We start from the raw sequence: 22375 nt of genomic DNA on the forward strand, positions 1-22375 counted from the left end.
TTTTAGTTAATTTGCATTAATTATGAAATCACAGCATCAAGTCGTTTTATCTATAGGCAGCAACCAGGGAAACAGGTTAGAAAACATCGAAAGTTGTATTAGTTTGATACATCAGGAAGTGGGAACTGTAATTAGAGTTTCGAAGCTGTATGAAACGCCTGCCTGGGGTTTTGAAAGTGATGCTTTTTACAATTGTGCCTTACTCTTACACACAGATTCATCGGCACAAAAAATATTGAATCAGGTTTTAAAAGTCGAAAAACAGTTAGGAAGAATCAGGCTGAATCAGGAAGGATATCAATCCAGAATTATTGATGTTGATGTAATTGTTTTTGATGACGAAATTGTAGAAACCGAAAAGCTTCATATTCCGCATCCTTTAATGCAGAACCGAAATTTTGTTTTACTGCCAGTGCAGGATTTAAAGCTGGACTGGAAACATCCGGTTTTTCAAAAAACGATTTCAGAATTAATTTCAATTTCGCCGGATGACAGTGTTTGTACAGTTGTTCAGAATTTGAAATGTCCTTTGAGTGAAATTCCGCTGGAGAAGTTCAATTATATTGCTTTTGAAGGGAATATTGGTGCGGGAAAAACTACTTTGGTTCATAGAATTGCTGAAGATTTTAATGCAAAAACGGTTTTGGAACGTTTTGCAGATAATCCGTTTCTGCCTAAGTTTTACAAAGATCAGAATCGATACGCATTTCCGCTCGAAATGTCTTTTTTAGCGGATCGTTATCAGCAATTATCAGATGATTTAGCGCAGTTTGATTTGTTTAAAGATTTTATTGTAGCCGATTATCATATTTTTAAGTCCCTGATTTTTGCAAAAATTACTTTGCAGGAAGATGAATATCGTTTGTACCGAAATTTATTTGATATTATCTACAAAGAAATGCCAAAACCCGATTTGTATATTTATTTGTATCAGAATACTGGCCGACTTCTTCAAAATATTAAAAAACGAGGCAGAACTTATGAACAGAATATTGAAGGCGAATATCTGGATAAAATCAATAACGGATATTTGGAATATATAAAATCTCAAAAAGATTTAAATGTCTTAATTATCGATGTTTCTGATCGCGATTTTGTAAAAAAACAAGAAGATTATCTTTTTGTTTTAAATGAAATTCAGAAGAAGCTGAGTTAATGTGCCCGTTAAGATATTAGTCAATTGGATAATTTGTTCAGGTATTTGTTTTTAATTGACAAATCTTCTCATTCAAAACTTATCTTTTTAAAGAAAAATGTCCTTTAAAAACGGGCATCGTGTTGTCAATTTTTAAAACGTACCAATAATCAGAAGACGGAAGCGGTGTTCTTTCAAAAGTTCCGTCCCAGTTCATTTTAGAAGAATCTAATTTTGCAATAAATTTTCCGTAACGATCAAATATAGTTACTTCTGCCTGAGGATAATTTTCCATTCCGGTTACTTCCCATAAATCATTATAAGAATCATTGTTTGGAGTAAAAAAAGCTGGAAAAACAAGCACTACAAAATTTTGTGTAACGCCGCCACAGCCATTTTTCTCTCTTGCATAAGCTGTTTGAAGTCCGCCTGGAACATCATAAAAAACATTTGAGTCCTGAAAATTGATACCATCTACAGAATATTCATAATAAGGCTGTTCTTTTTTTAGATAAATTTCAACTCTCGTTCCATCAACAGCAATTCGGCTAATTTCAGGAATTAGATGTTCTTCAACTGTAATTGTTTTTCGGCTTGTACAATTTTCAGGTGAAGGACTGGTAACATCAACAGTATAAGTACCTCCTTGCGTAATATTTATAGTCTGTGTTGTTTCTCCGTTTGACCACAGATAACTCATTCCGGTAATTCCGGCATCCAATGTAATGGTTTGGAATTGACATAAAGGCAAAGTTTCATCTGTAACAATTGGCGGAGTATAAATTTCAATATTTACAGGAATGCGGTTTGAATTAATACAGCCCAAATTGTCAGCTTCGGCATAATACGTTGTATTAGATAAGATTTTAGGAGTTGTAAAACTACTTCCGTTAAATACGCTTGTTCCGCCTGTTGCAGTCGTATACCAGTTTATAGTTCCAATGTTTGAGCTTGCTTTAATAGTTACAGATCCTGGTCCGCAATGTGTATAAGCGGCTTGATCTGCAACAGGCATTGCTGGTGTACTGTTTACAGTTGCAATAACAGGTTTTCTATTTGATTCGCATCCGGCATCAACGTAATAAGTGGTGGTTGTATTTATAGTTGGTGTGGTGTAAGTATTGCCGGTTGCTAATAAATTCCCTCCAACGGCGGCATCATACCAGCGAATTACTGCCCCAATTGTAGGCGCTGCTTTAAAAGTAAAAGTTCCAGAATCGCAAACCGGACTTGGATTCACGGCAGGCGATGCGACAGCAATTGTAATTTTGGTACTCGTTGCAATTTCTAGAGGTGCTTCGCCGGGCATTCCTCCATATTCAACAACATATCCCTTTGGTTGATAATTTCCAGAAGAATCTCCGGTATTTGATAAATCATTCCATGAGCCTCTTATTCCAACACCAGGCTGGGTAATATGTGCGTAGTCTTCATCGCCTAGTTCGTTAGGTTCACCTGAATTCCAAAAGGCAAAATTGGGAGTCGATCCGTTTGTGGTTCCGTTCCAGAAAATGGTTCCGGTTTCTGGTCCTGTTACCCATTTCCAGACTCCTTCGGTCTCTGCATCGCTTCCTCCAATCCATCCTGTTCCTGATGCTTGTTCTCCAATTAATTTAGCTTCATCTAAAGATAATATGGTGGCTAAATAACCTTTAAGGCCATAATATATACTTCCTTCAGCCGATGCTTTTGCACTTGCCCAGCTAATTCCAATACTAGGCACAAACAAATAAAAATGCTGTGTAGACGGAAGATAATTGGCCTGACCAATTGTTATTGAAAAAGTTCGTGTTCCAGAGGCCGTTGACGAAGAATTAGAAAATACAACATCTTTAATTGCAGCAACAAAATCAGTATAGGAAACATCAATTCCGGTTGGACTTGATAATTTTAGTTTGGCTGTAGTAATGTCCCAGCTTGATGTAATCGTTGGATGCAAAGCAGGGTTTGTAAGTTCTAGTTTTTCAAAACCACTGGAATAACCAGATGAAATTTGAATATAAACTGCTTGTGTTGCCAGTTCAGCCGGATCATGCGTAATCGTTATATCGGTTACGATATTTATATTGCTTTGCGGACAGTATAGTTGATCGCCTTTGGCATTTAGTACCGGCGGTACTGTATTTGCGGCACATTTATTAGAATACACAGCAGAAGCATCTTTATAAGACGGCCAGTTGGTATCAGAATAGGATTTATTGTCTACTTCTATACAGCTGAGCCTTGAATTTGATTTCAGATTTAATCGTGATATACTAGTATTTTTTCCGTTTTTTAAATTCAAACTGACTAATTCGTTGTTGTTGCAATAAAATATTGCTAAAGCTGGATTTTTAGAAACATCTAAATCTTTTAATTTATTGTTGGTAATGTTGAGATGAGTGAGTGCGATGTTTTTTGATACATCAATATCAGACAGCTTATTAAAACTACAATATATGACCACCAAATCTAAATTATTCGAAACATCAAGATTTGATAATTGATTGTTAGAGATGTTTATATCTTGTAAAAAGAGATTTTGGGTAACGTCAATATTTGATAATTGATTAGAATTGCAATTTAACAAGTTTAAATACAGGTTTTTATTTGTGTTCAAACTAGTTAGTTTATTCATGGCGCAAATCAAAGTTCTTAAATTTAGATTTTTGCTAAAATCTACACTGGATATTTGATTGTTTTCGCACGTTAAATGAAGTAAATTAACATTTTGAGAAGTATCTAAAGAGGAAAGTTTATTTGAGCTGCAATTTAAAGATGTGATTACAGTATTTTTAGAAATATCCAAATGAACTAATTCATTCTCAGCACAGTATAAAAGGGATAGCAGTAGATTGTTAGAAACGTCTAAGTTTAACAATGAATTTTTATCTATAAATAAACTTTCTAAAGATATATTTTTGCTTAAATCTATAGTTCTCAGTTTGTTATTTCTGGCATAAAACATAGTTAAAGCTGTGTTTTTAGAAATATCAATACTGCTGAATTTATTATCGTTGATAAGTACTATTTTTAAATAAATATTATTTGAAAGATCAAGGTGCACTAAGTCATTAAAACCGCAATTTAATGTATTGAGGAATAAATTGTTAGAAAGGTTTAGTGTGGCGATTTTGTTTCTTTTGACCGGGTCATCGTTAATTGCTCCAATGTTTAAATGTTCCAATTTTGCAAAACCTTCGATTCCGGTTAAATCTGAAATTTCTCTGGATGGAATTTCCAGTTGTATTATATTTCTAATTTGCGCTGTTGCAACTTTGCCATCAATGACACCGCTGTCAATTCCTAAATCAATCAAAGCTTGTTCAAAGTTTCGATCAGGAATTGATGTATATTGAGCATAACCGAAAAAACCAATTAAAAATAAAAATAAAGTAATTCTATTTTTCATAAGCAATTTAATTCTCTTTAGTAAATATACTTAAGAGAATGGTAAAATAAATGCCGGTAATCAGTTATTTTGTTTAAAAAAGATGCTGCTTTTTTAATGAATTATAAATTTCGATGAATTTTTTGGAATAAATCCCAAACAACGATTCCCGCGCTGACTGCGATATTTAAAGAGTGTTTTGTGCCTAATTGAGGAATCTCAATACAACCGTCGCAAATGGCAACGGCTTCCTGTGATACGCCGTAAACTTCATTTCCAAAAACCAGAGCATATTTTTGATTTTTTTCAACCTGAAAATCCTGAAGAAAAATGGCGCTTTCAACCTGTTCAATGGCTAGAGTTAACACATTTTCTTTTTTTAAATTTTCGATAACTTCCAATACATTTTCATGATGTTCCCAGGCAACCGTTTCGGTAGCGCCCAGTGCAGTTTTATGTATTTCTTTATTTGGCGGTGTGGCAGTAATACCGCACAAGATTATCTTCTCAACCAAAAAAGCATCCGAAGTTCTAAAAACAGAACCAATATTATGTAAACTGCGAATATCGTCCAAAACTAGTATTAAAGGAGTTTTGTCTGATTTTTTAAAATCTTCAATAGATTTTCTTTCTAGTTCGCTATTTTCGAGTTTTCTCATTGTTGTAAATTCAGGTCATAAAAAAAGCTTCCAAAGATAAGGAAGCTTTTTCGATTATTTTATTGTTTTTCAGATTAGCTTTTTACTGGATCTGGTAAAACAGTACCTTTAATAGTAAGTACTTTTGTTGGTTGTCCTTCTGCATTAGAAGTAATAGTTACAGTTTTTGTAAAAGCACCAACTCTGTCAGTAGCATATTTTACACCAATAACACCTTTAGCTCCTGGAGCAATTGGTTCTTTTGGTGATGTTGGAACTGTACAACCGCAAGATCCTTGAGCGTTAGTAATGATTAACGGTTTTGTTCCGTTGTTAACAAAAACAAATTCACGTTTTCCGTCAGCATTGTGTGCAATTGTTCCGTAATCGATAGTTTCATTTTCGAAAGCCATACCAGCACCATCGATTTTAGCAACTTTAGCAGCTTTAGTGCTTGCTTTTTTAGTAGTTTGTGCGTTAGAAGCCGTAATACCAGCTACAGCTAACATAGCAAATAAAATTATTTTTTTCATCTTTAAGGGTCTTTTTTAATGATGAACAAATCTAGGTAAAAATCTTAAATGTGAACTTAAAAATATCTTAAAATATTTTAATTTTTGTAGTCCTTCGATATGCCGTCAAAATATTATAAATTCGCTGTCTTATTTTTTCATTTAAAAACATTACAATTTGGCAGCGAAAGAGAAAGTGGCGAAAGAAACGCCTTTGATGAAACAGTACAACGAAATCAAGAGAAAATATCCTGATGCATGTTTGCTTTTCAGAGTAGGAGACTTCTATGAAACCTTTGGTGAAGATGCTATTAGAGCTTCTAAGATCCTTGGAATTACTTTAACCAAAAGAGGCGCAGGTTCTGAAACTGAAACTGCTCTTGCCGGTTTTCCACATCATTCTATTAATACGTATCTGCCTAAATTGGTTAAAGCCGGACTCCGCGTAGCGATCTGTGATCAGCTGGAAGATCCAAAAATGACTAAAACAATTGTAAAAAGAGGAGTTACTGAACTTGTAACGCCTGGAGTTTCCTTAAACGATGAGGTTTTACAATCTAAAACGAACAACTTTTTGGCCTCTGTATGTTTCGCTAATAAAAATATTGGAATTTCCTTTTTGGATGTTTCAACAGGAGAATTTTTAACGGCGCAGGGAAATGCGGAATACATTGATAAACTGCTTCAGAATTTTAATCCAAGTGAAGTTTTGGTTCCTAAAAACTGCAAAAGCGAATTTAAAGATGCTTTTGGAGAAGATTTTCACAGCTTTTATCTGGAAGACTGGATTTACAAAGAAGATTATGCTTTAGAAACCCTTACGAAACATTTTCAAACCAATTCTTTAAAAGGATTTGGTGTTGAAGAATTAAAAGAAGGAATTATTTCTGCTGGGGCTATTTTATATTATTTATCAGAAACGCAGCATAATAGAGTACAGCATATTACGGCAATTCAACGAATAGCAGAAGATGCTTATGTTTGGATGGACCGCTTTACGATTAGAAACTTAGAATTGTACCATAGTTATAATCCAAATGCGGTAACACTTTTAGATGTAATAGATAAAACCCTTTCGCCAATGGGAGGGCGTTTGTTAAAGCGCTGGCTGGCTTTACCTTTAAAAGATGAAAATAAAATTAAAGGGCGTCATGCTGTGGTTTCCTATTTGAAATCAAACACTGAAATTCTCCATAATATTCAATATCAAATTAAGCAGATTTCAGATTTGGAACGTTTGATATCTAAAATTGCGGCTGGAAAAGTTTCTCCTCGTGAGGTTATTTATTTAAAAGAATCCCTGGACGCTATTATTCCAATTAAAACATTAGCGCTTGAAAGTCCTCAGGAAGCAGTAAAAGTTATTGGAGACAGTCTGCATTCATGCGATTTACTGCGCGAGAAAATCAAAATAACTTTAAATCAGGATGCACCTGTTGCAATTTCAAAAGGAAATGCAATTGCAATAGGGGTTAATGAAGAGCTGGATGAATTAAGGGCAATTTCTACATCTGGAAAAGAATTTTTAGAAGGGATTGAAAAAAGAGAATCGGAACGAACAGGAATCTCTTCTTTAAAAATATCATTCAATAATGTCTTTGGATATTATATAGAAGTTAGAAATACACACAAAGATAAAGTTCCGGAGGAATGGATTCGTAAACAGACTTTGGTAAATGCAGAACGTTATATTACTGAAGAATTAAAAGAGTACGAAACGAAGATTCTGGGTGCTGAAGAAAAAATCCATAAAATTGAATCGGAGCTTTTTGAACAATTGGTAAATTGGATTGCAACTTATATTAAGCCGGTTCAAATGAATGCTTATTTGGTAGCACAATTAGACTGTTTGTGTTCGTTTACACAAATGGCTGTAGAAAACCAATATGTATGTCCGGAAATCGACGATACTTTTGAATTGGATATTAAAAATGGAAGACATCCTGTAATCGAAAAGCAATTACCGGTTGGAACTCCTTATATTGCAAATGATGTTTTCTTAGATAGAGAAACGCAGCAGATTATTATGATCACCGGGCCTAACATGTCGGGTAAATCTGCTATATTAAGACAAACGGCTTTAATTGTGCTTCTTGCTCAAATGGGAAGTTTTGTTCCGGCAGATAGCGTTAGAATGGGAATTGTAGATAAGATTTTTACAAGAGTAGGAGCCTCGGATAATATTTCGATGGGAGAATCTACTTTTATGGTCGAGATGAATGAAACGGCTTCGATTTTGAATAATATTTCAGATCGCAGTTTGGTTCTTTTAGATGAAATTGGAAGAGGAACGAGTACATATGATGGAATTTCGATTGCCTGGGCTATTGCCGAATTCCTGCATGAACATCCTTCAAAAGCTAAAACCTTATTTGCAACGCATTATCATGAATTGAATGAAATGACAGAATTGCTTCCTAGAATTCAAAATTATAATGTTGCTGTAAAAGAGTTAAAAGATACAGTTCTTTTTGTTAGAAAGCTTGTAAAAGGAGGCAGTGCGCACAGTTTTGGAATTCACGTAGCAAAAATGGCCGGAATGCCGCAGCTTGTGATTTCAAAAGCTCAGAAGCTTTTAAAGAAATTAGAGAAGAATCATTCAAGTGAAGCTCTAAATGGCATAAAATCGGCTAATGATGAAATGCAGATGAGTTTCTTTAATTTAGATGATCCTTTGTTAGAAGAAATAAAAGAAGAGATCTTGAGTCTTGATATAAACGCAATCACACCGGTCGAAGCGCTGATGAAGCTTAATGAGATAAAGCGAATGCTGGTTAAGAAATAATTTTGAAAAAAAAATCAATTTTAAAGTTTAGGTTATCAGAATGTTATAAAATAACTGAATTTTTTTTTCAAAAAACGCTTGTGTAATTGAATAAATGTCCTAAATTTGCACTCGCAATACGGAACAAGTCAAGTATTGTAGTTCTTACAAGAATTTGAAATGCGAAAATAGCTCAGTTGGTAGAGCGCGACCTTGCCAAGGTCGAGGTCGCGGGTTCGAGCCCCGTTTTTCGCTCAAAACCATATAATGCTCGGATGGTGAAATTGGTAGACACGCTGGACTTAAAATCCAGTGAACAGCAATGTTCGTGCGGGTTCAAGTCCCGCTCTGAGTACTAAAGCCTCTTCTTTTGAAGAGGCTTTTTTTATTATGCAAATTCTTAAACGCACTAAAGTGCTGAAATTCTAAGGTTTCTGAGGATCTAAAATCAACAATCTAAATTCTAAAATCAAAATATGGGTGCTTTTGTAATTAGCAGGCGTTTTAACGACGAATATAAATTCGTATTTACTTCGAGGAAAGGGAAGGTGATTTTTACAAGTTTGAGTTATGAATTAAGGTTTGAGTGTGAGGAGGATATTGAGAGGTTTAAAAAGACAATTGAGCTTTCTAAATTTTTAAAGTTTAAAGGTTCTGGCGGGAAATATTTTTTTAAATTGATGCTGGATGGTGTTCATTTTGCAACAAGTAGAAAATATACTACGGAATTGCTTCTTCAGAAAGGGATAAAAGAAATCGTTACGTATGCTTTTAAATCTGAGATTTTAGATTTTTCGTCTAGTGAGTCTATTTTTGAAGATGAAGAGGTTCTTGTTGAAGAGGAGGAGGAGATAGGGTGATAAAAAAAAGCGTTCACAAAAGTGAACGCTTTTTTTGCTGTAAATAATGACTAAGATCTTGAGATTTGGTCAAAAAAAAACCATCGATTTCGATGGTTTTAAAATTTTTAGAACTTAGGTTCTAATTATTTTTTTACTTCTTTAGCAGCTTCTTCTACTTTTGCAGCAGCAGAATCAACTTTAGCAGCAGCAGAATCAACAGTTGCAGCAGCAGAATCAACTACAGTAGCAGCAGAATCAACAGCAACAGCAGTAGAATCTACAGTTTCAGTAGCTGCAGCGTCAGCTTTTTTACAAGATACAACAGTTAAAACAGCAACAACAGCTAAACTTAAAAATACTTTTTTCATCTTACTTTATTATAAAAGGTTAATTATTAATTCGTGGCAAAGATATAAATTTTTTAATATGTAAAATATTTTTTCACTTTTTTTTTAAAATATTTTCCTTGCTCACGTTTATCTTATTTATCAAACAATATGCCAAATTTATAAAATTATCTTAAATTGTTTAATATTTCGTGTAAATAATTTTTTATTGAATATTCTATCGTAAAATTGGCTGTTTCGACTGCGTAGATTGCAGTTTGTTTTGTATTTTAAGGATTATTAAATAATGGTAAATGGTCAAAAAAAGGCATCTTAGTTCTGTTTTGATAAAATATTGTGCTGAAAAAGTCATTTTAGCGATTGCGTTTTCATGAAACAACTCTCATAATGGTTTCTGTTGCACCTTTGTTATCTTGAATAAATAATCGGGAGATTTCGCTTTTTTCTTTTAAAAAGTTTTCATCGTTCAGGAGCTTATCAAAAATTTCTTTTAATTCAGATATGTTATGTATTGGCGTGCAGCCTTTTAAGCTGACTAATGAAACAGCTTCGGCAAAATTTGAATAATTAGGGCCAATTACAATTGGAATTCCAAATGTGGCTGGTTCCAGAATATTGTGGATTCCGGGATTTCCAAATCCGCCGCCAACATAGGCAATTGTTCCGTAACTGTAGATTTTAGTCAGAATTCCAATTGTGTCAATTATAAACACATTATAATGACTTAAATCCTTATTTTCTTTCTCAGAAAACAAAAGCGCAGACTTTGTAATTTGCGATTTGAGAGTTGAAATTTGATCTGGCTTAATATTATGAGGTGCAATGATGAATTTTATATTTTCTGGCGCCTGATTAATATATTCAGCAATTAAAGCTTCATCTTTAGGCCATGAACTTCCGATAACGATAGTTTTCTGATTGTTTTTAAAACGGTCAATATAATCTAAAGTATTGTCTCTTTCTAAAATAGCATTTACGCGATCAAAACGAGTATCACCGGAAACAATTACATTATTGAATCCAATTGCTTCAATTTTTTGTTTTGAACTTTCATTCTGGACAAAAAAGTAAGTGAATGCATTTAGTGCTTTTCTGTAAAAACCGCCATACCATTTAAAAAACATCTGATTGTCTCTAAAAATTCCTGAAATCAAATAAGTCGGTGTTTTACTTTTTTCTAATTCCTTTAAATAGTTTAACCAAAATTCATATTTAATAAAAAATGCAAATTCAGGATGAACTAGTTTTAAAAATCTTTTGGCATTGTTTTTTGTGTCCAGAGGCAGGTAAATAGTAACATCCGCAACTGTGTTATTTTTACGCACTTCGTATCCAGATGGTGAAAAAAAGGTTACAATGATTTTATGCGCCGGATATTTTTCTTTTATTTTTTCGATAACCGGAAGCCCTTGTTCGTATTCGCCAAGTGAAGCGGAATGAAACCAGATGGTTTTATCTTCCGACTTTATTTTTTCTTCTAAAATAGAAAATATATTTTTTCGGCCTTCAACAAAAAGCTTAATTTTCGGACTAAATAATGCTATGATTTTAAGGAAAAATCCTGCGGCAGAAACGACTGAATTGTATAAAAAAAGCATGTAATAATTTTTGCAGCTAAATTACATTTCTTTCGACTATTTTCATTGGTTTGAAGCTATTAATAACTATTTTTGTTCCTCCTTTTAGAGATTTCTGTCTAAAATAGAGTCTTTAATTTTAAACATTATTCGAAAATGAAAAAAATACAAATGGTTGACTTAAAAAGTCAATACGAAAAAATAAAAAGTACTGTTGACGCTTCAATTCAGGAAGTTTTAGACACAAACACTTATATAAACGGACCTTTGGTTCATCAATTTCAAAAAAATCTTGAAGACTATTTAGGAGCAAAACACGTAATTCCATGTGCAAATGGAACAGATGCTTTGCAAATTGCAATGATGGCTCTGGATTTAAAACCAGGTGATGAAGTTATTACTGCTGATTTTACTTTTGCAGCAACCGTTGAAGTGATTGCTTTATTACAATTAACGCCGGTTTTGGTTGATGTTGATTTGCATAATATGAACATCGATATTGATGCCGTTAAAAAAGCCATTACTCCAAAAACTAAAGCAATTGTTCCAGTACATTTATTTGGACGCGCTGCTAATATGGATGCGATTATGGAAATTGCAGCAGAACATAATTTATATGTAATCGAAGATAATGCGCAGGCAATTGGTGCTGATTATATTTCAAAATCTGGAACTAAAAGCAAAGTTGGTGTTATTGGACACGTTGCGGCAACTTCATTTTTTCCTTCTAAAAATTTAGGATGCTATGGAGACGGCGGGGCTATTTTTACAAATGATGATAAATTAGCGCACATCATCCGCGGAATCGTAAATCACGGGATGTACGAGCGTTACCATCATGATGTTGTAGGTGTAAATTCACGTTTAGATAGTATTCAGGCCGGAGTTTTAAATGCAAAACTACCTTTGTTAGATGAATACAATACAGCACGTCGTTTAGCGGCTTCAAAATACAATGCCGCTTTTGCTGGAAATAAACACATTATTACACCAGAATTTGATGCAAATGAAAATGATCACGTTTTTCATCAATATGTTTTAAGAATTTTAGATGCTGATAGAAATGCTTTAATGCAGTATTTATTAGATAAAGGAATTCCATGCGCTATTTATTATCCAATTCCATTGCATTCTCAAAAAGCATATTTAGATCCTCGTTATAAAGAAGAGCAATTTCCGGTTACAAATCAATTAGTGCAAGAAGTGATTGCTTTACCAATGCATACTGAACTTGATGACGAACAGATCAAATTTATTACAGATTCAGTTTTAGAGTTTTTAAATAAATAATTAACAGCCAAAATAACCACAAAAAACCAAGTAAATGAAAGTATTAGTAACAGGAGGATTAGGATTTATAGGTTCTCACACGGTAGTCGAATTGCAAAATGAAGGCTTTGAAGTTGTGATAATTGATAATCTTTCAAATTCTTCAGAAGATGTTTTAAAAGGAATTACTGCAATTACAGGAAAAACGCCTTTATTCGAAAAAATTGATTTAAGAGAAAAAAGTGCCGTTCAGGATTTCTTTAAAAAACATAATGATGTTACTGGAGTAATTCATTTTGCAGCTTCAAAAGCAGTTGGTGAAAGTGTTGAACAGCCTTTGTTGTATTATGAAAATAACATTAGCAGTTTAGTTTATCTTTTACAGGAATTGCAGCAAAAACCTGAGGCAAGTTTTATTTTTAGCTCGTCATGTACCGTTTACGGTCAAGCCGAAAAAATGCCAATTACAGAAAATGCTCCAGTTCAAATTGCAATGTCTCCTTACGGAAACACAAAACAAATTGGAGAAGAAATCATTACAGATACAGCTAAAGTAACTAATATAAGTGCTATTTTATTGCGTTATTTTAATCCGGTTGGAGCACATTCGTCGGCTGAAATTGGAGAATTGCCTTTGGGAGTTCCGCAAAATTTAGTACCTTTTATTACGCAGACTGGAGTAGGATTACGTCAGGAATTATCGGTTTTTGGAAATGATTATCCAACACCAGACGGAACCGCAGTTCGTGATTATATTCACGTTGTCGATTTGGCAAAAGCGCACGTAATTGCATTACAGCGTTTATTGAACAAAAAGAATTTAGAAAAAGTAGAAACTTTTAATTTAGGTACTGGTACAGGAAGTTCTGTGTTAGAAGTAATTCATAGTTTTGAAAAAGTAAGTGATAAAAAATTACCGTTCAAAATTATGCCAAGACGTGAAGGTGATGTTACAGAAGCTTATGCAAACACAGATAAAGCAAATAATGTTTTAGGCTGGAAAGCAGAATTAAGTTTAGACGAAGCAATGGAAAGTGCTTGGAAATGGGAACAAAAGGTTCGTTCTTAATTTTAGTATTCAGTGGTCAGTTTTTAGTAATCAGTTGCTAGTAACTATATAAAAAAATCTCAAATGATCATTTAGATTGTTTGAGATTTTTTATTTTAGGTAAATTTATTTTGTAAATTTATAAGATTAAAATGTAGGAATTATGAGCTCAGAAAAGGAAAATAAAAAAAATGATAAGGTAGAAGAACCAAGAATAGAATATGAAATTCAAAAGCCTAAATTCAAAGGAATAGATCCCGAAACTTTTGATTTTGACGCTGAGTTTGAAAAAGGAATGACTTTAGAAGAGGCGAAAGCAGAATCGAAAAGGAGAATTAGAGAATGGTGGGGAAAATAGAAGTTATTTTTACGCCATTAGTAATTAGTTACCTTGATGATTTGGTTGTAATTTTATACAAAAAACAATATTTTGGTTTTATAGAATCTGCAGAAGAATATGTTGACAATATTTATGATGCCGTTCCGGAAATAATTAAAAGATCTCTTCACAAGAAAACCCCAAAATCACTTCAATGTTTAGGTTCGAATTATATTTTTTATAAATCAAATGCAAGAACAACTTGGTATATTTTCTTTGAGAAAAGAGATCAGAATTATGTAATAACTGGAATTACAAATAATTATGCAGAAGAAGCAAAAGAGCTATAAAAACAAAATCCTCATAAACATTTCGTTCATGAGGATTTTTTTTATTTATACAATTAATACTGATCACTAAAAAACTGAATACTGATTACTTAAAAATTAAGCATTCGCAGTAACCGCTTCTTTATCAATTTTATTAATCAAACCAGCTAATACTTTTCCTGGGCCAACTTCGGTGAATAAAGTAGCACCGTCGGCGATCATCTGCTGTACAGATTGCGTCCATTTTACAGGAGCAGTCAACTGAATGATTAAATTCTTTTTAATTTCGTTTGCATCAGAAACTGCATTTGCAGTTACGTTTTGATACACTGGGCAGATTGGAGTAGAAAAAGTAGTTGCTTCAATTGCAGCGGCTAATTCTTCTCTTGCCGGTTCCATCATTGGCGAGTGAAATGCGCCACCAACAGGTAAAATTAACGCACGTTTTGCTCCTGCAGCTTTCATTGCTTCACAAGCTTTTTCAACTGCTGAAGTTTCTCCGGAAATTACTAATTGTCCAGGGCAGTTATAGTTTGCAGCAACTACAATTCCGTCAATAGAAGCACAAACTTCTTCAACAATATTATCAGCTAAGCCTAAAACTGCTGCCATTGTAGATGGGGTAATTTCACAGGCTTTTTGCATTGCTAAAGCACGCTGAGAAACTAATTTCAAACCATCTTCAAAAGATAAAGCTCCATTGGCAACCAAAGCTGAAAATTCTCCTAAAGAATGTCCTGCAACCATTTCTGGTTTAAAATCATCGCCTAAAGTTTTTGCTAAAATAACAGAGTGTAAAAATACGGCTGGCTGTGTAACTTTAGTTTCTTTTAGTTCTTCGGCAGTACCTTCAAACATAATATCAGTAATTCTAAAACCTAAAATTTCGTTAGCTTTTTCGAATAATTCTTGGGCTAAAGCCGAGTTTTCATATAAGTCTTTGCCCATTCCTGTAAACTGTGCGCCCTGACCCGGAAATACGTATGCTTTCATTTGTCTAATTTAATTTTTACTTTTTTTTTAAAATTGAAAATTAGTTTCAATTGGAAGGCAAAAGTACTATTTTTTTAGCTCGTATAATCCTTAAACATATAAATCCATGCTAATCTTGAAAATCGAAGATTGAAAGAAGTGAGTAAAGTAATCACAACTGCGATGATTGGAATAATTCTTAAATCGAAATTCGTCTCAAAGAAAAACTGAGCAATACAATACGTTGCAATTCCCTGAGCGACTGTTAATCCGTAGTTTACATACATAGCACCAAAGAAATAACCAGGCTCTTTTTGAAATTTATAATTACAATGACTGCAGTATTCATTCATTTTTGGAAGACCGAAAGTTAAAAAAATATTTTTATCTGTAAATACTTTTCCTTTATGACAAATCGGACATTCGTTGCTTAAAATATGAGTTAATGCATTTGACATGATATTGTTGTTTTTTATTTATACAAAGGTAATTCAGAGCAGGATAAAAGTCTTTTTTATATCTTCGCTTATTATAGCACAATAAAGACATTTGTTATGAAGAAATACCCAATTTACAGTGTTCAGAATTTTAGCTGCAATGATATTCATCGTGATTTTTACGCGAATACATTTAAAGAGCATCTAAAAAGCCACAGTTTTGTCGAAGAACCGCACCGGCATGATTCCTATTTAATGGTATTTTTTACAAAAGGTTCCGGACAGCACGAAGTCGATTTTGATCAATTTGAAATAAAAAGAGGAAGCTTGTTTGTGCTGCAACCCGGACAAATGCATCATTGGAGTTTGTCTGAAGATATTGAAGGTTTTGTAATTATCTTTTCGCAGGAATTGTACAATTTGTATTTCGGACAAAAAAATATCAACGATTATAATTTTTATCATTCCATTCATAACCGGCCTGAAATGGTTTTTGAGGAAAAAGAAATTCCTAAAATCCAGCCTTATTTTAATTTGCTGATTCAGGAAAACAACGAAAGTAATAGATATCAGCTCGATAAAATGCTGAATCTGTTAGATTCAATTCATATAGAAATTGCCCGAAAATACAGTGAAACGTATTCCCATCAAACGCATTCGTACAATATTAAAATCAACAAGTTTGAATCGCTTTTGGAGGAATATTTCAGAACCGAAAAACTGCCGTCTTTCTACGCAGAAAAATTAAATATTACATTAAAACACTTAAACAGAATCTGCAACGAAATCCTCCAAAAAACCGCAACAGAAGTTATAACAGATCGCGTAATCCTTGAAATAAAACGAATGTTGATCGATAAACAATTAGCGGTAAATGAAGTAGCATTTAAAGTAGGCTACGAAGATTACTCCTATTTTTCCCGATTCTTTAAAAAACAAACAGGAATGTCGCCAACAGAATTTCGAAATACAGTGCGATAAGTTTTAAGTTTGCCACCAATTACACGAATTTTCACGAATTGTTTTTTTTTTTTTTTGCCACAGATTAAAAGGATTAAAAAGATTAAAAAGATTTTTTTCTGCATTGTTAAGAATAAATAATCCGTGAAAATCCTTTTAATCTGTGGCAGATAAAAAAAAACATTTTCAGTTTTGAAAGAAAAAAATTAGTGGAAATTCGTGTAATTAGTGGCAAACAAAAAAAAGCCTGCACTCCCGATAAAAGGTGCAGGCTTCTTAACCAACCAAATTAAAACCTATTATAAAGTATTAAGCTTGTTTTACAAATTGTAATTCAATGTTTAATTTTACTTCTTCTCCAACTAAAACGCCTCCAGTTTCAAGAGCTGAGTTCCAGTTTAATCCCCAATCTTTACGATTAATTTTTCCTTCTATGCTTAAACCTACTTTTGTATTTCCCCAAGGATCAGTTAAGATTCCGCTGTATTCTACAGGAAAAGTTACGCTTTTAGAAACACCTTTAATGTTTAAATCTCCAGTAATTTCATAGCTTCCTTCATTAACTTTTTTGAATGAAGTAGCTTTGAAAGTCAATTTTGGATGATTCTCAGCATCAAAGAAATCTCCGCTTCTTAAATGTCCGTCTCTGTCTGCATTTGCAGTATCAACTGAAGCAATATCAGCAGAAAATTCAATAGTTGCATTTTCAAAGTTGTCTCCTTCTGTAGTAATTGTTGCATCGTAAGTTCCAAATTTACCTGAAACATTTGTAAACATCATGTGTTTAACTTTAAAACCAATTTCTGAATGTGTTGGGTCAATTGACCATTTTGTAGTTGCCATAATTTTTATTTTTTAAATAATTAATTTCATTTTGATAGGACAAAGTTACTTCGGTAGTCTTCATTTGGCACTTAACCTAGATTAAGAAATAAAATAACTTTTTGATTTCCTGTTTGTTTTGTTTTTGTTGTTTGAAAAATTGCTGTCGAATTAATAGTTCATCGGAATGTCCATTAATAAAAATTCAGCATCTGTATTTGCTTTAATATTTAAAGTATCAGTTCCTGAAATTCCAACCGCATCACGAGAATTTAATTCCTGACCGTTGATGGTAACATTTCCTTTTAAAACGAAAGCATAAACTCCGTTTCCTTCTTTTTTAATTTTATATTCCGTAGAAATCCCGGCATCAAAATTCCCCATGTTGAACCAAGCGTCTTGATGAATCCAAACTCCTTCATCATCTGTATTTGGAGATAAAATCTGAGACAATTTATTGTGTCTGTCAGCAACATCTAAAGTAATTTGCTGGTAACGCGGTGCAACGTTTCTTTTATTTGGAAACAACCAGATTTGCAACAATTTAGTCTGCTGATCGGCATTTGGGTTAAACTCACTATGCTGCACTCCGGTTCCGGCACTCATAACCTGAATATCGCCATTTTTGATGATTTCAGTATTCCCCATGCTGTCTTTGTGAGCTAAATCACCTTCCAACGGAATCGTAATGATTTCCATATTATCGTGAGGATGCGTTCCAAATCCCATTCCGCCGGCAATTGTGTCATCGTTCAAAACACGAAGTGCTCCAAACTGAATTCTGTCCGGATTGTACCAGCTTGCAAAACTAAAACTGTGATAAGCATTAAGCCATCCGTGATTTGCATTTCCTCTTGTTTCTGCTTTGTGTAATACTATATTTTCCATGATTTTGTCTTTTATTGATTTTGATAGTACAAAGATACAGTCAAGGTCAAGGAAAGGCACTTAACCTAGATTAAGTTCTTTAAGGAGCTGAGTTTTTGAGGTTCTAAGGTACTAAGGTTTTAGGTGCAAAGGTTTTTCTGGAGCAGAAATTTTAGTTTTCAAAAGACCTGACGTCCCGCTATTCGTTTCACACGAGCGATAGCGAACTGACGAAGTAATCTTTTGTGTCTCGTTAAAGAAACGAGATACAAAAGGATTTCCACTTCTATCGGGGCTAAACTAGAAGTTTTTGTTTCAAAAGTTATTTAGATGTAAAATAACAGAAGTATAAAGGTTTCAGTTTGTCATCCTGAGGAACGAAGGATCACACAAGAAATTCCGTCTGCATAATCGCCAATCTTTGTCGAATTCCGAGTGTGATCCTTCGTTCCTCAGGATGACAAGATTGCGCTGAATTATTTAATTCTAATTAATTTCCCTTTTCCTACCACCTCGTCAAGATAATTTGCAGAAGAACTTTGCTTATCATGCATATTAAATAGAATAGTGTCTTTTGTAATTTGGTCTTTTGAAATGCTGATAATCAAATCAGTATTAATGAAATTATCCAATAATATTACATTTCCATAAGAAATTTTCCCTTTTGGTAAATACTTGTTATCAAATTTGAAAACACTATCGTTAAAAGTAATTTTATCTTTTTGAATATAAGAATTGTCTTCTTCAATTAAATAATTGTAACGGCCATTAAGCTTATCTGTTTTTTGGCTTAAGTTAATGGAAAATAGTATTATTATTAAGGCAAGATATTTCATAATGTTTCTAACTGTATTGATTAATAAACTGCTGTACAACTACATCCGTATTCTCATGGCGTTTTTTTCTTTCCAAAGCAATCGGCGGCGCAGCTCTTTCAAGGCAATCCTGAACAGCACAAGTTTCACAGGTAACACCAACAATTCGTTTTACTAAAGGTTTTCCATCAATGAATTTAAATTTCTTTTTCATTGTCGGATTAATTAAAATGCCGACAGATATGCTTCTGATATAATTTTCTGCAAAAGGATCTTTTGTTGCCGATGAAAAAACCAAATATTCGTTTCCGCTATTGGCGTAGCTTGATATTTGCGCGTCAAAAAAATGAGATTTATTTTGTTTGATAGCTTCGTCTATAGTTTTAACCGAAACCCATCTTCTGCAATAATGTTCGTTGGTTTCGTTAGCATGCGGTTCCTGCTGATGTGTAATATGTAATTCTTTATTGATTTGGTAGACATCAGAATTAATTCGGTGTGATAATCTTAAAAAGAATAAATTTTTAAGCTGAAAATCTTTCGGTAATAAATTAGTTAATCGCTGATAAAAAGATTCTGGCGAAACTTCAAAACTTTCTATTAATTGAACAAATTCTTCCGGTTTTGGATTTTCATTTTCCAAAAAAGAATTGATTTTATCAACCACTAATTTTCTCGGTAACAATAAAGCACCGGCAAAATAAGAAGCATAAAAGTTATGCAGAACCTGATCGAAATTTTCAAACTTAATCCAGCTGAAAGTCAATAAACGATCTGAGATTTTTAAATAATTATAAGCGATTTCTTTGGCAAGAATAAAAGCTTTCTGCGGAGCATCGAGTTCTGTAGAAAGTAATAAAGTTTTGCTTTTAGGAACATAAATTGAACGTAAATCGCCCAAAGCTTCCTGATCTGTAAAAGCAATTTCTTTGATGTTGTATTCGAATTCTTCTTTTAAAATTGCTTCCAATTCTTCAATACTTATTTTAGAATAAAGATTAATTTGAAACGACTTCGAAAATGCAATTACTTTTTCTTCTAAATCTTCAAAATAATTACTGTGCGCTTCCTGATACGAACGTAAAGCGGCCAAAAAGAAACTTTCACGGCTTAAATTATAATGTTGTGCAATTTCGATAATCGTACTAATAAAGGCATTGACTTTTGCAGGAGCATTGGCGATAATATCAATTAAATCAGCTTCCTGAATTCCGAAAAGCTCCAACGGAATCTCTTTTAAAATACCTGATTTTAAGATTTCGCCAATCGGAGCGAGATTATTATCGAGTTTTAAAGATACCATTTGATCGTAAGTGACGTCCAGATGTTCGCAGAGAAGCAAAATTTTATCTGTTTTTGGATATTTTTTTCCCTTCTCAATCTCGTTTAAATACGATTTTGAAAGATTTGTCAATTTAGCCAAGCCAAAAAGTGACAGATTTTTCTGCGTTCTGACTTGCTTCAATTTTAGTCCGAAGATCAGCTTTATATAGTCTTTTTCAATATCCATGAACCAAATATAGTTATTCTAAAAATAATCGCCAAAAAATTATTTTTCATTTTTAGCGAACGTTCGCTTGTTTTGTAAAAAACTTTTTTCTAATATTGTGGTGTAGAAAATATTAATTATCAGTTTGTTATGTTTTATTGTTTTTGAAAAACAGGTAAACGATTCAATTGCTGCTAATCAAATTAAAAACCACAGCTATGAAAAACCAATTAGAAATTACCGAAACGGCGATGGAATTTTTAGCCGAAAAGAAGCTTCGTTATCCAAAGATCTGGACAGAAGAAGCGATTGTTTTTATAACCGAATTGCATAGAAAATTCGAATCACAGCGAAAACTATTGCTTTTACAGCGCGAGCAAAAACAAGTCACTTTTGATCAGGGAATTATGCCGGTTTTTATTCCAGAAACCAAAAGTGTAAGAGAGGGCAATTGGAAAGCGGGAGAAATTCCGAAAGATTTACTAGATCGTAGAGTGGAAATTACCGGACCAGTTGATCGTAAAATGATTATCAATGCATTGAACTCAGGAGCCAAAACTTTTATGGCCGATTTTGAAGACAGCACTTCGCCAACCTGGCAAAATCTAATGGAAGGCCAGCTGAATTTAATCGACGCGGTTAATAAAACAATTACACATACTGATTTGGTAAAGCAAAAATCGTATCATTTAAATGAAAAAATCGCAGCATTAATTGTTCGTCCGAGAGGTTTGCATTTGCCGGAAAAACATGTTTTAATCGAGGGAAATGAAGTTTCGGGTTCTTTGGTAGATTTTGGTTTGTATGTTTTTCATAATCATAAACGACTTTTAGAAAACAATTCTGGACCGTATTTCTACATTCCGAAATTAGAACATTATCTGGAAGCACGTTGGTGGAATAATGTAATTGATTTTACCGAGGATTATTTGAAACTAAAAAGAGGAACGATAAAAGTGACGGTTTTAATTGAAACCATAACGGCAAGTTTTCAATTAGATGAAATCATTTACGAATTAAAAGAGCATATCGTTGGTTTGAACTGCGGACGCTGGGATTATATTTTCTCTTATATCAAAAAGTTTAGAAAAAATCCAAAATTCATTGTTCCGGATCGTGATCAGGTAACTATGACTTCGCCTTTTATGAATGCTTATTCAAATTTGGTAATTCAAAGATGTCATAAACGTGGAATTCATGCGATTGGGGGAATGGCAGCGCAGATTCCGATTCGAAATAATGAAGAAGCCAATGCTGTCGCTTTCGCAAAAGTAAAAACCGACAAAGAACGTGAAGTTAAAAACGGACACGACGGAACCTGGGTAGCACATCCGGATTTGGTTTCGCTGGCAAAAGAAATTTTTGATAAAGGAATGCCGACTCCAAATCAAATTCATATTAAAAGAGAACATCGAAAAATTACAGAAGCTGATTTAATTGAACCACCAATTGGAATCATTACTGAAAATGGTGTTCGAAAAAATATCAATGTTGGGGTTTTGTACCTGGCTTCATGGTTAAACGGACAAGGCGCAGCCGCATTGCATAATTTAATGGAAGACGCTGCAACAGCCGAAATTTCGAGATCGCAATTGTGGCAATGGCTTCAGAATAAAGTGCTTTTGGATAATGGGCGAAAATTAGATTTGGCGTATTATCATGAATTGGCTTTAGACGAATTCAGAAAAATAAAAGAAGAACTGGGAGAAGAAAATCACGAAAAACAACAATTTCCATTGGCTGAAAAAGTACTGGAAAGATTAGTAGTAAATACTGATTTCGTTGACTTTTTGACTATTCCGTGTTACAAATATTTGTAAAAGAATTGATTAGAATCCCTGCAAGGTTTTCAAAACCTTGTAG

The 22375-nt window shown here is 33.5% G+C and carries 20 protein-coding genes and 2 tRNA genes; 11 read left to right on the top strand and 11 right to left on the bottom strand.

Annotated features, from left to right (window positions below):
• Positions 1 to 22 precede the first annotated feature (22 nt).
• Positions 23 to 1156: a 2-amino-4-hydroxy-6-hydroxymethyldihydropteridine diphosphokinase gene (gene folK, locus L1276_RS11205; protein ID WP_253787761.1), complete on the top strand. Its 1134-nt coding sequence runs from the start codon at positions 23 to 25 to the stop codon at positions 1154 to 1156.
• Between the two features lie 79 nt (positions 1157 to 1235).
• Here folK and L1276_RS11210 read toward each other — a convergent pair whose 3' ends face one another.
• The 3 genes from L1276_RS11210 to L1276_RS11220 form a co-directional block, all read right to left on the bottom strand.
• Positions 1236 to 4526, bottom strand: a complete 3291-nt coding sequence (locus tag L1276_RS11210) for a T9SS type B sorting domain-containing protein (protein ID WP_253787763.1) — start codon at positions 4524 to 4526, stop codon at positions 1236 to 1238.
• A 101-nt stretch (positions 4527 to 4627) separates the two neighbouring features.
• Positions 4628 to 5164, bottom strand: a complete 537-nt coding sequence (locus L1276_RS11215) for an RNA methyltransferase (RefSeq protein ID WP_253787765.1) — start codon at positions 5162 to 5164, stop codon at positions 4628 to 4630.
• Positions 5165 to 5238: 74 nt separating this feature from the next.
• The gene (locus L1276_RS11220) at positions 5239 to 5676 is read right to left on the bottom strand and encodes a DUF1573 domain-containing protein (RefSeq protein ID WP_253787767.1); all 438 of its coding nucleotides are present in this window, start codon (positions 5674 to 5676) and stop codon (positions 5239 to 5241) included.
• Positions 5677 to 5833: 157 nt separating this feature from the next.
• On the opposite strand from L1276_RS11220, the gene mutS reads away from it, so the two are divergent.
• From mutS to L1276_RS11240, 4 genes are all read left to right on the top strand, one after another.
• Complete coding sequence (mutS, locus tag L1276_RS11225; RefSeq protein WP_253787769.1) at positions 5834 to 8440, top strand: DNA mismatch repair protein MutS; 2607 nt, start codon at positions 5834 to 5836, stop codon at positions 8438 to 8440.
• A gap of 161 nt (positions 8441 to 8601) precedes the next feature.
• Positions 8602 to 8674, top strand: a tRNA-Gly gene (locus L1276_RS11230).
• 14 nt (positions 8675 to 8688) lie between these two features.
• Positions 8689 to 8774: transfer RNA gene (locus L1276_RS11235), tRNA-Leu, on the top strand.
• A gap of 121 nt (positions 8775 to 8895) precedes the next feature.
• Complete coding sequence (locus L1276_RS11240) at positions 8896 to 9279, top strand: DUF1508 domain-containing protein (protein ID WP_253787771.1); 384 nt, start codon at positions 8896 to 8898, stop codon at positions 9277 to 9279.
• A 125-nt stretch (positions 9280 to 9404) separates the two neighbouring features.
• Here L1276_RS11240 and L1276_RS11245 read toward each other — a convergent pair whose 3' ends face one another.
• Both L1276_RS11245 and L1276_RS11250 read right to left on the bottom strand, forming a co-directional pair.
• Complete coding sequence (locus L1276_RS11245; protein ID WP_253787772.1) at positions 9405 to 9629, bottom strand: hypothetical protein; 225 nt, start codon at positions 9627 to 9629, stop codon at positions 9405 to 9407.
• Between the two features lie 347 nt (positions 9630 to 9976).
• Positions 9977 to 11206 (bottom strand): 3-deoxy-D-manno-octulosonic acid transferase, encoded by a 1230-nt coding sequence (locus L1276_RS11250; RefSeq protein WP_253787774.1) that lies wholly within the window; start codon positions 11204 to 11206, stop codon positions 9977 to 9979.
• A 135-nt stretch (positions 11207 to 11341) separates the two neighbouring features.
• Here L1276_RS11250 and L1276_RS11255 point away from each other — a divergent pair, with 135 nt between their 5' ends.
• The 4 genes from L1276_RS11255 to L1276_RS11270 all read left to right on the top strand — a co-directional run bounded on the left by L1276_RS11255 (position 11342) and on the right by L1276_RS11270 (position 14171).
• Positions 11342 to 12475 (top strand): DegT/DnrJ/EryC1/StrS aminotransferase family protein, encoded by a 1134-nt coding sequence (locus L1276_RS11255; RefSeq protein ID WP_253787776.1) that lies wholly within the window; start codon positions 11342 to 11344, stop codon positions 12473 to 12475.
• Between the two features lie 34 nt (positions 12476 to 12509).
• Positions 12510 to 13523, top strand: a complete 1014-nt coding sequence (gene galE, locus L1276_RS11260) for a UDP-glucose 4-epimerase GalE (RefSeq protein WP_253787778.1) — start codon at positions 12510 to 12512, stop codon at positions 13521 to 13523.
• A 142-nt stretch (positions 13524 to 13665) separates the two neighbouring features.
• Positions 13666 to 13860 (top strand): hypothetical protein, encoded by a 195-nt coding sequence (locus L1276_RS11265; protein WP_253787780.1) that lies wholly within the window; start codon positions 13666 to 13668, stop codon positions 13858 to 13860.
• On the top strand, positions 13845 to 14171 hold the full coding sequence (locus L1276_RS11270; RefSeq protein WP_253787782.1) for a hypothetical protein: 327 nt from the start codon (positions 13845 to 13847) through the stop codon (positions 14169 to 14171). Before L1276_RS11265 ends, L1276_RS11270 begins: the two co-directional genes overlap by 16 nt.
• A gap of 96 nt (positions 14172 to 14267) precedes the next feature.
• Here L1276_RS11270 and fabD read toward each other — a convergent pair whose 3' ends face one another.
• Positions 14268 to 15143: an ACP S-malonyltransferase gene (gene fabD / locus L1276_RS11275; RefSeq protein WP_253787784.1), complete on the bottom strand. Its 876-nt coding sequence runs from the start codon at positions 15141 to 15143 to the stop codon at positions 14268 to 14270.
• 74 nt (positions 15144 to 15217) lie between these two features.
• Positions 15218 to 15580, bottom strand: coding sequence for a DUF983 domain-containing protein (locus L1276_RS11280; protein ID WP_253787786.1), 363 nt, complete (start codon positions 15578 to 15580; stop codon positions 15218 to 15220).
• A 96-nt stretch (positions 15581 to 15676) separates the two neighbouring features.
• On the opposite strand from L1276_RS11280, the gene L1276_RS11285 reads away from it, so the two are divergent.
• Positions 15677 to 16540 carry a helix-turn-helix domain-containing protein gene (locus tag L1276_RS11285; protein WP_253787788.1) on the top strand — a complete coding sequence of 288 codons (864 nt, stop codon included), beginning with the start codon at positions 15677 to 15679 and terminating at the stop codon, positions 16538 to 16540.
• A gap of 288 nt (positions 16541 to 16828) precedes the next feature.
• On the opposite strand, the gene L1276_RS11290 is transcribed toward L1276_RS11285, so the two are convergent.
• The 4 genes from L1276_RS11290 to L1276_RS11305 all read right to left on the bottom strand — a co-directional run bounded on the left by L1276_RS11290 (position 16829) and on the right by L1276_RS11305 (position 20533).
• On the bottom strand, positions 16829 to 17362 hold the full coding sequence (locus L1276_RS11290; RefSeq protein WP_253787790.1) for a YceI family protein: 534 nt from the start codon (positions 17360 to 17362) through the stop codon (positions 16829 to 16831).
• A gap of 150 nt (positions 17363 to 17512) precedes the next feature.
• Positions 17513 to 18229, bottom strand: a complete 717-nt coding sequence (locus L1276_RS11295; RefSeq protein ID WP_253787792.1) for a pirin family protein — start codon at positions 18227 to 18229, stop codon at positions 17513 to 17515.
• A gap of 455 nt (positions 18230 to 18684) precedes the next feature.
• Positions 18685 to 19044, bottom strand: a complete 360-nt coding sequence (locus L1276_RS11300; RefSeq protein WP_253787794.1) for a hypothetical protein — start codon at positions 19042 to 19044, stop codon at positions 18685 to 18687.
• 7 nt (positions 19045 to 19051) lie between these two features.
• A complete protein-coding gene (locus L1276_RS11305) occupies positions 19052 to 20533 on the bottom strand; it encodes a helix-turn-helix domain-containing protein (RefSeq protein ID WP_253787796.1) in 1482 nt (493 codons plus the stop codon).
• A 197-nt stretch (positions 20534 to 20730) separates the two neighbouring features.
• On the opposite strand from L1276_RS11305, the gene aceB reads away from it, so the two are divergent.
• Positions 20731 to 22332 carry a malate synthase A gene (gene aceB / locus L1276_RS11310; RefSeq protein ID WP_253787798.1) on the top strand — a complete coding sequence of 534 codons (1602 nt, stop codon included), beginning with the start codon at positions 20731 to 20733 and terminating at the stop codon, positions 22330 to 22332.
• Positions 22333 to 22375: the final 43 nt, after the last annotated feature.

Source organism: Flavobacterium sp. HSC-32F16, assembly GCF_024171645.1.
Classification (GTDB): Bacteria; Bacteroidota; Bacteroidia; order Flavobacteriales; family Flavobacteriaceae; genus Flavobacterium.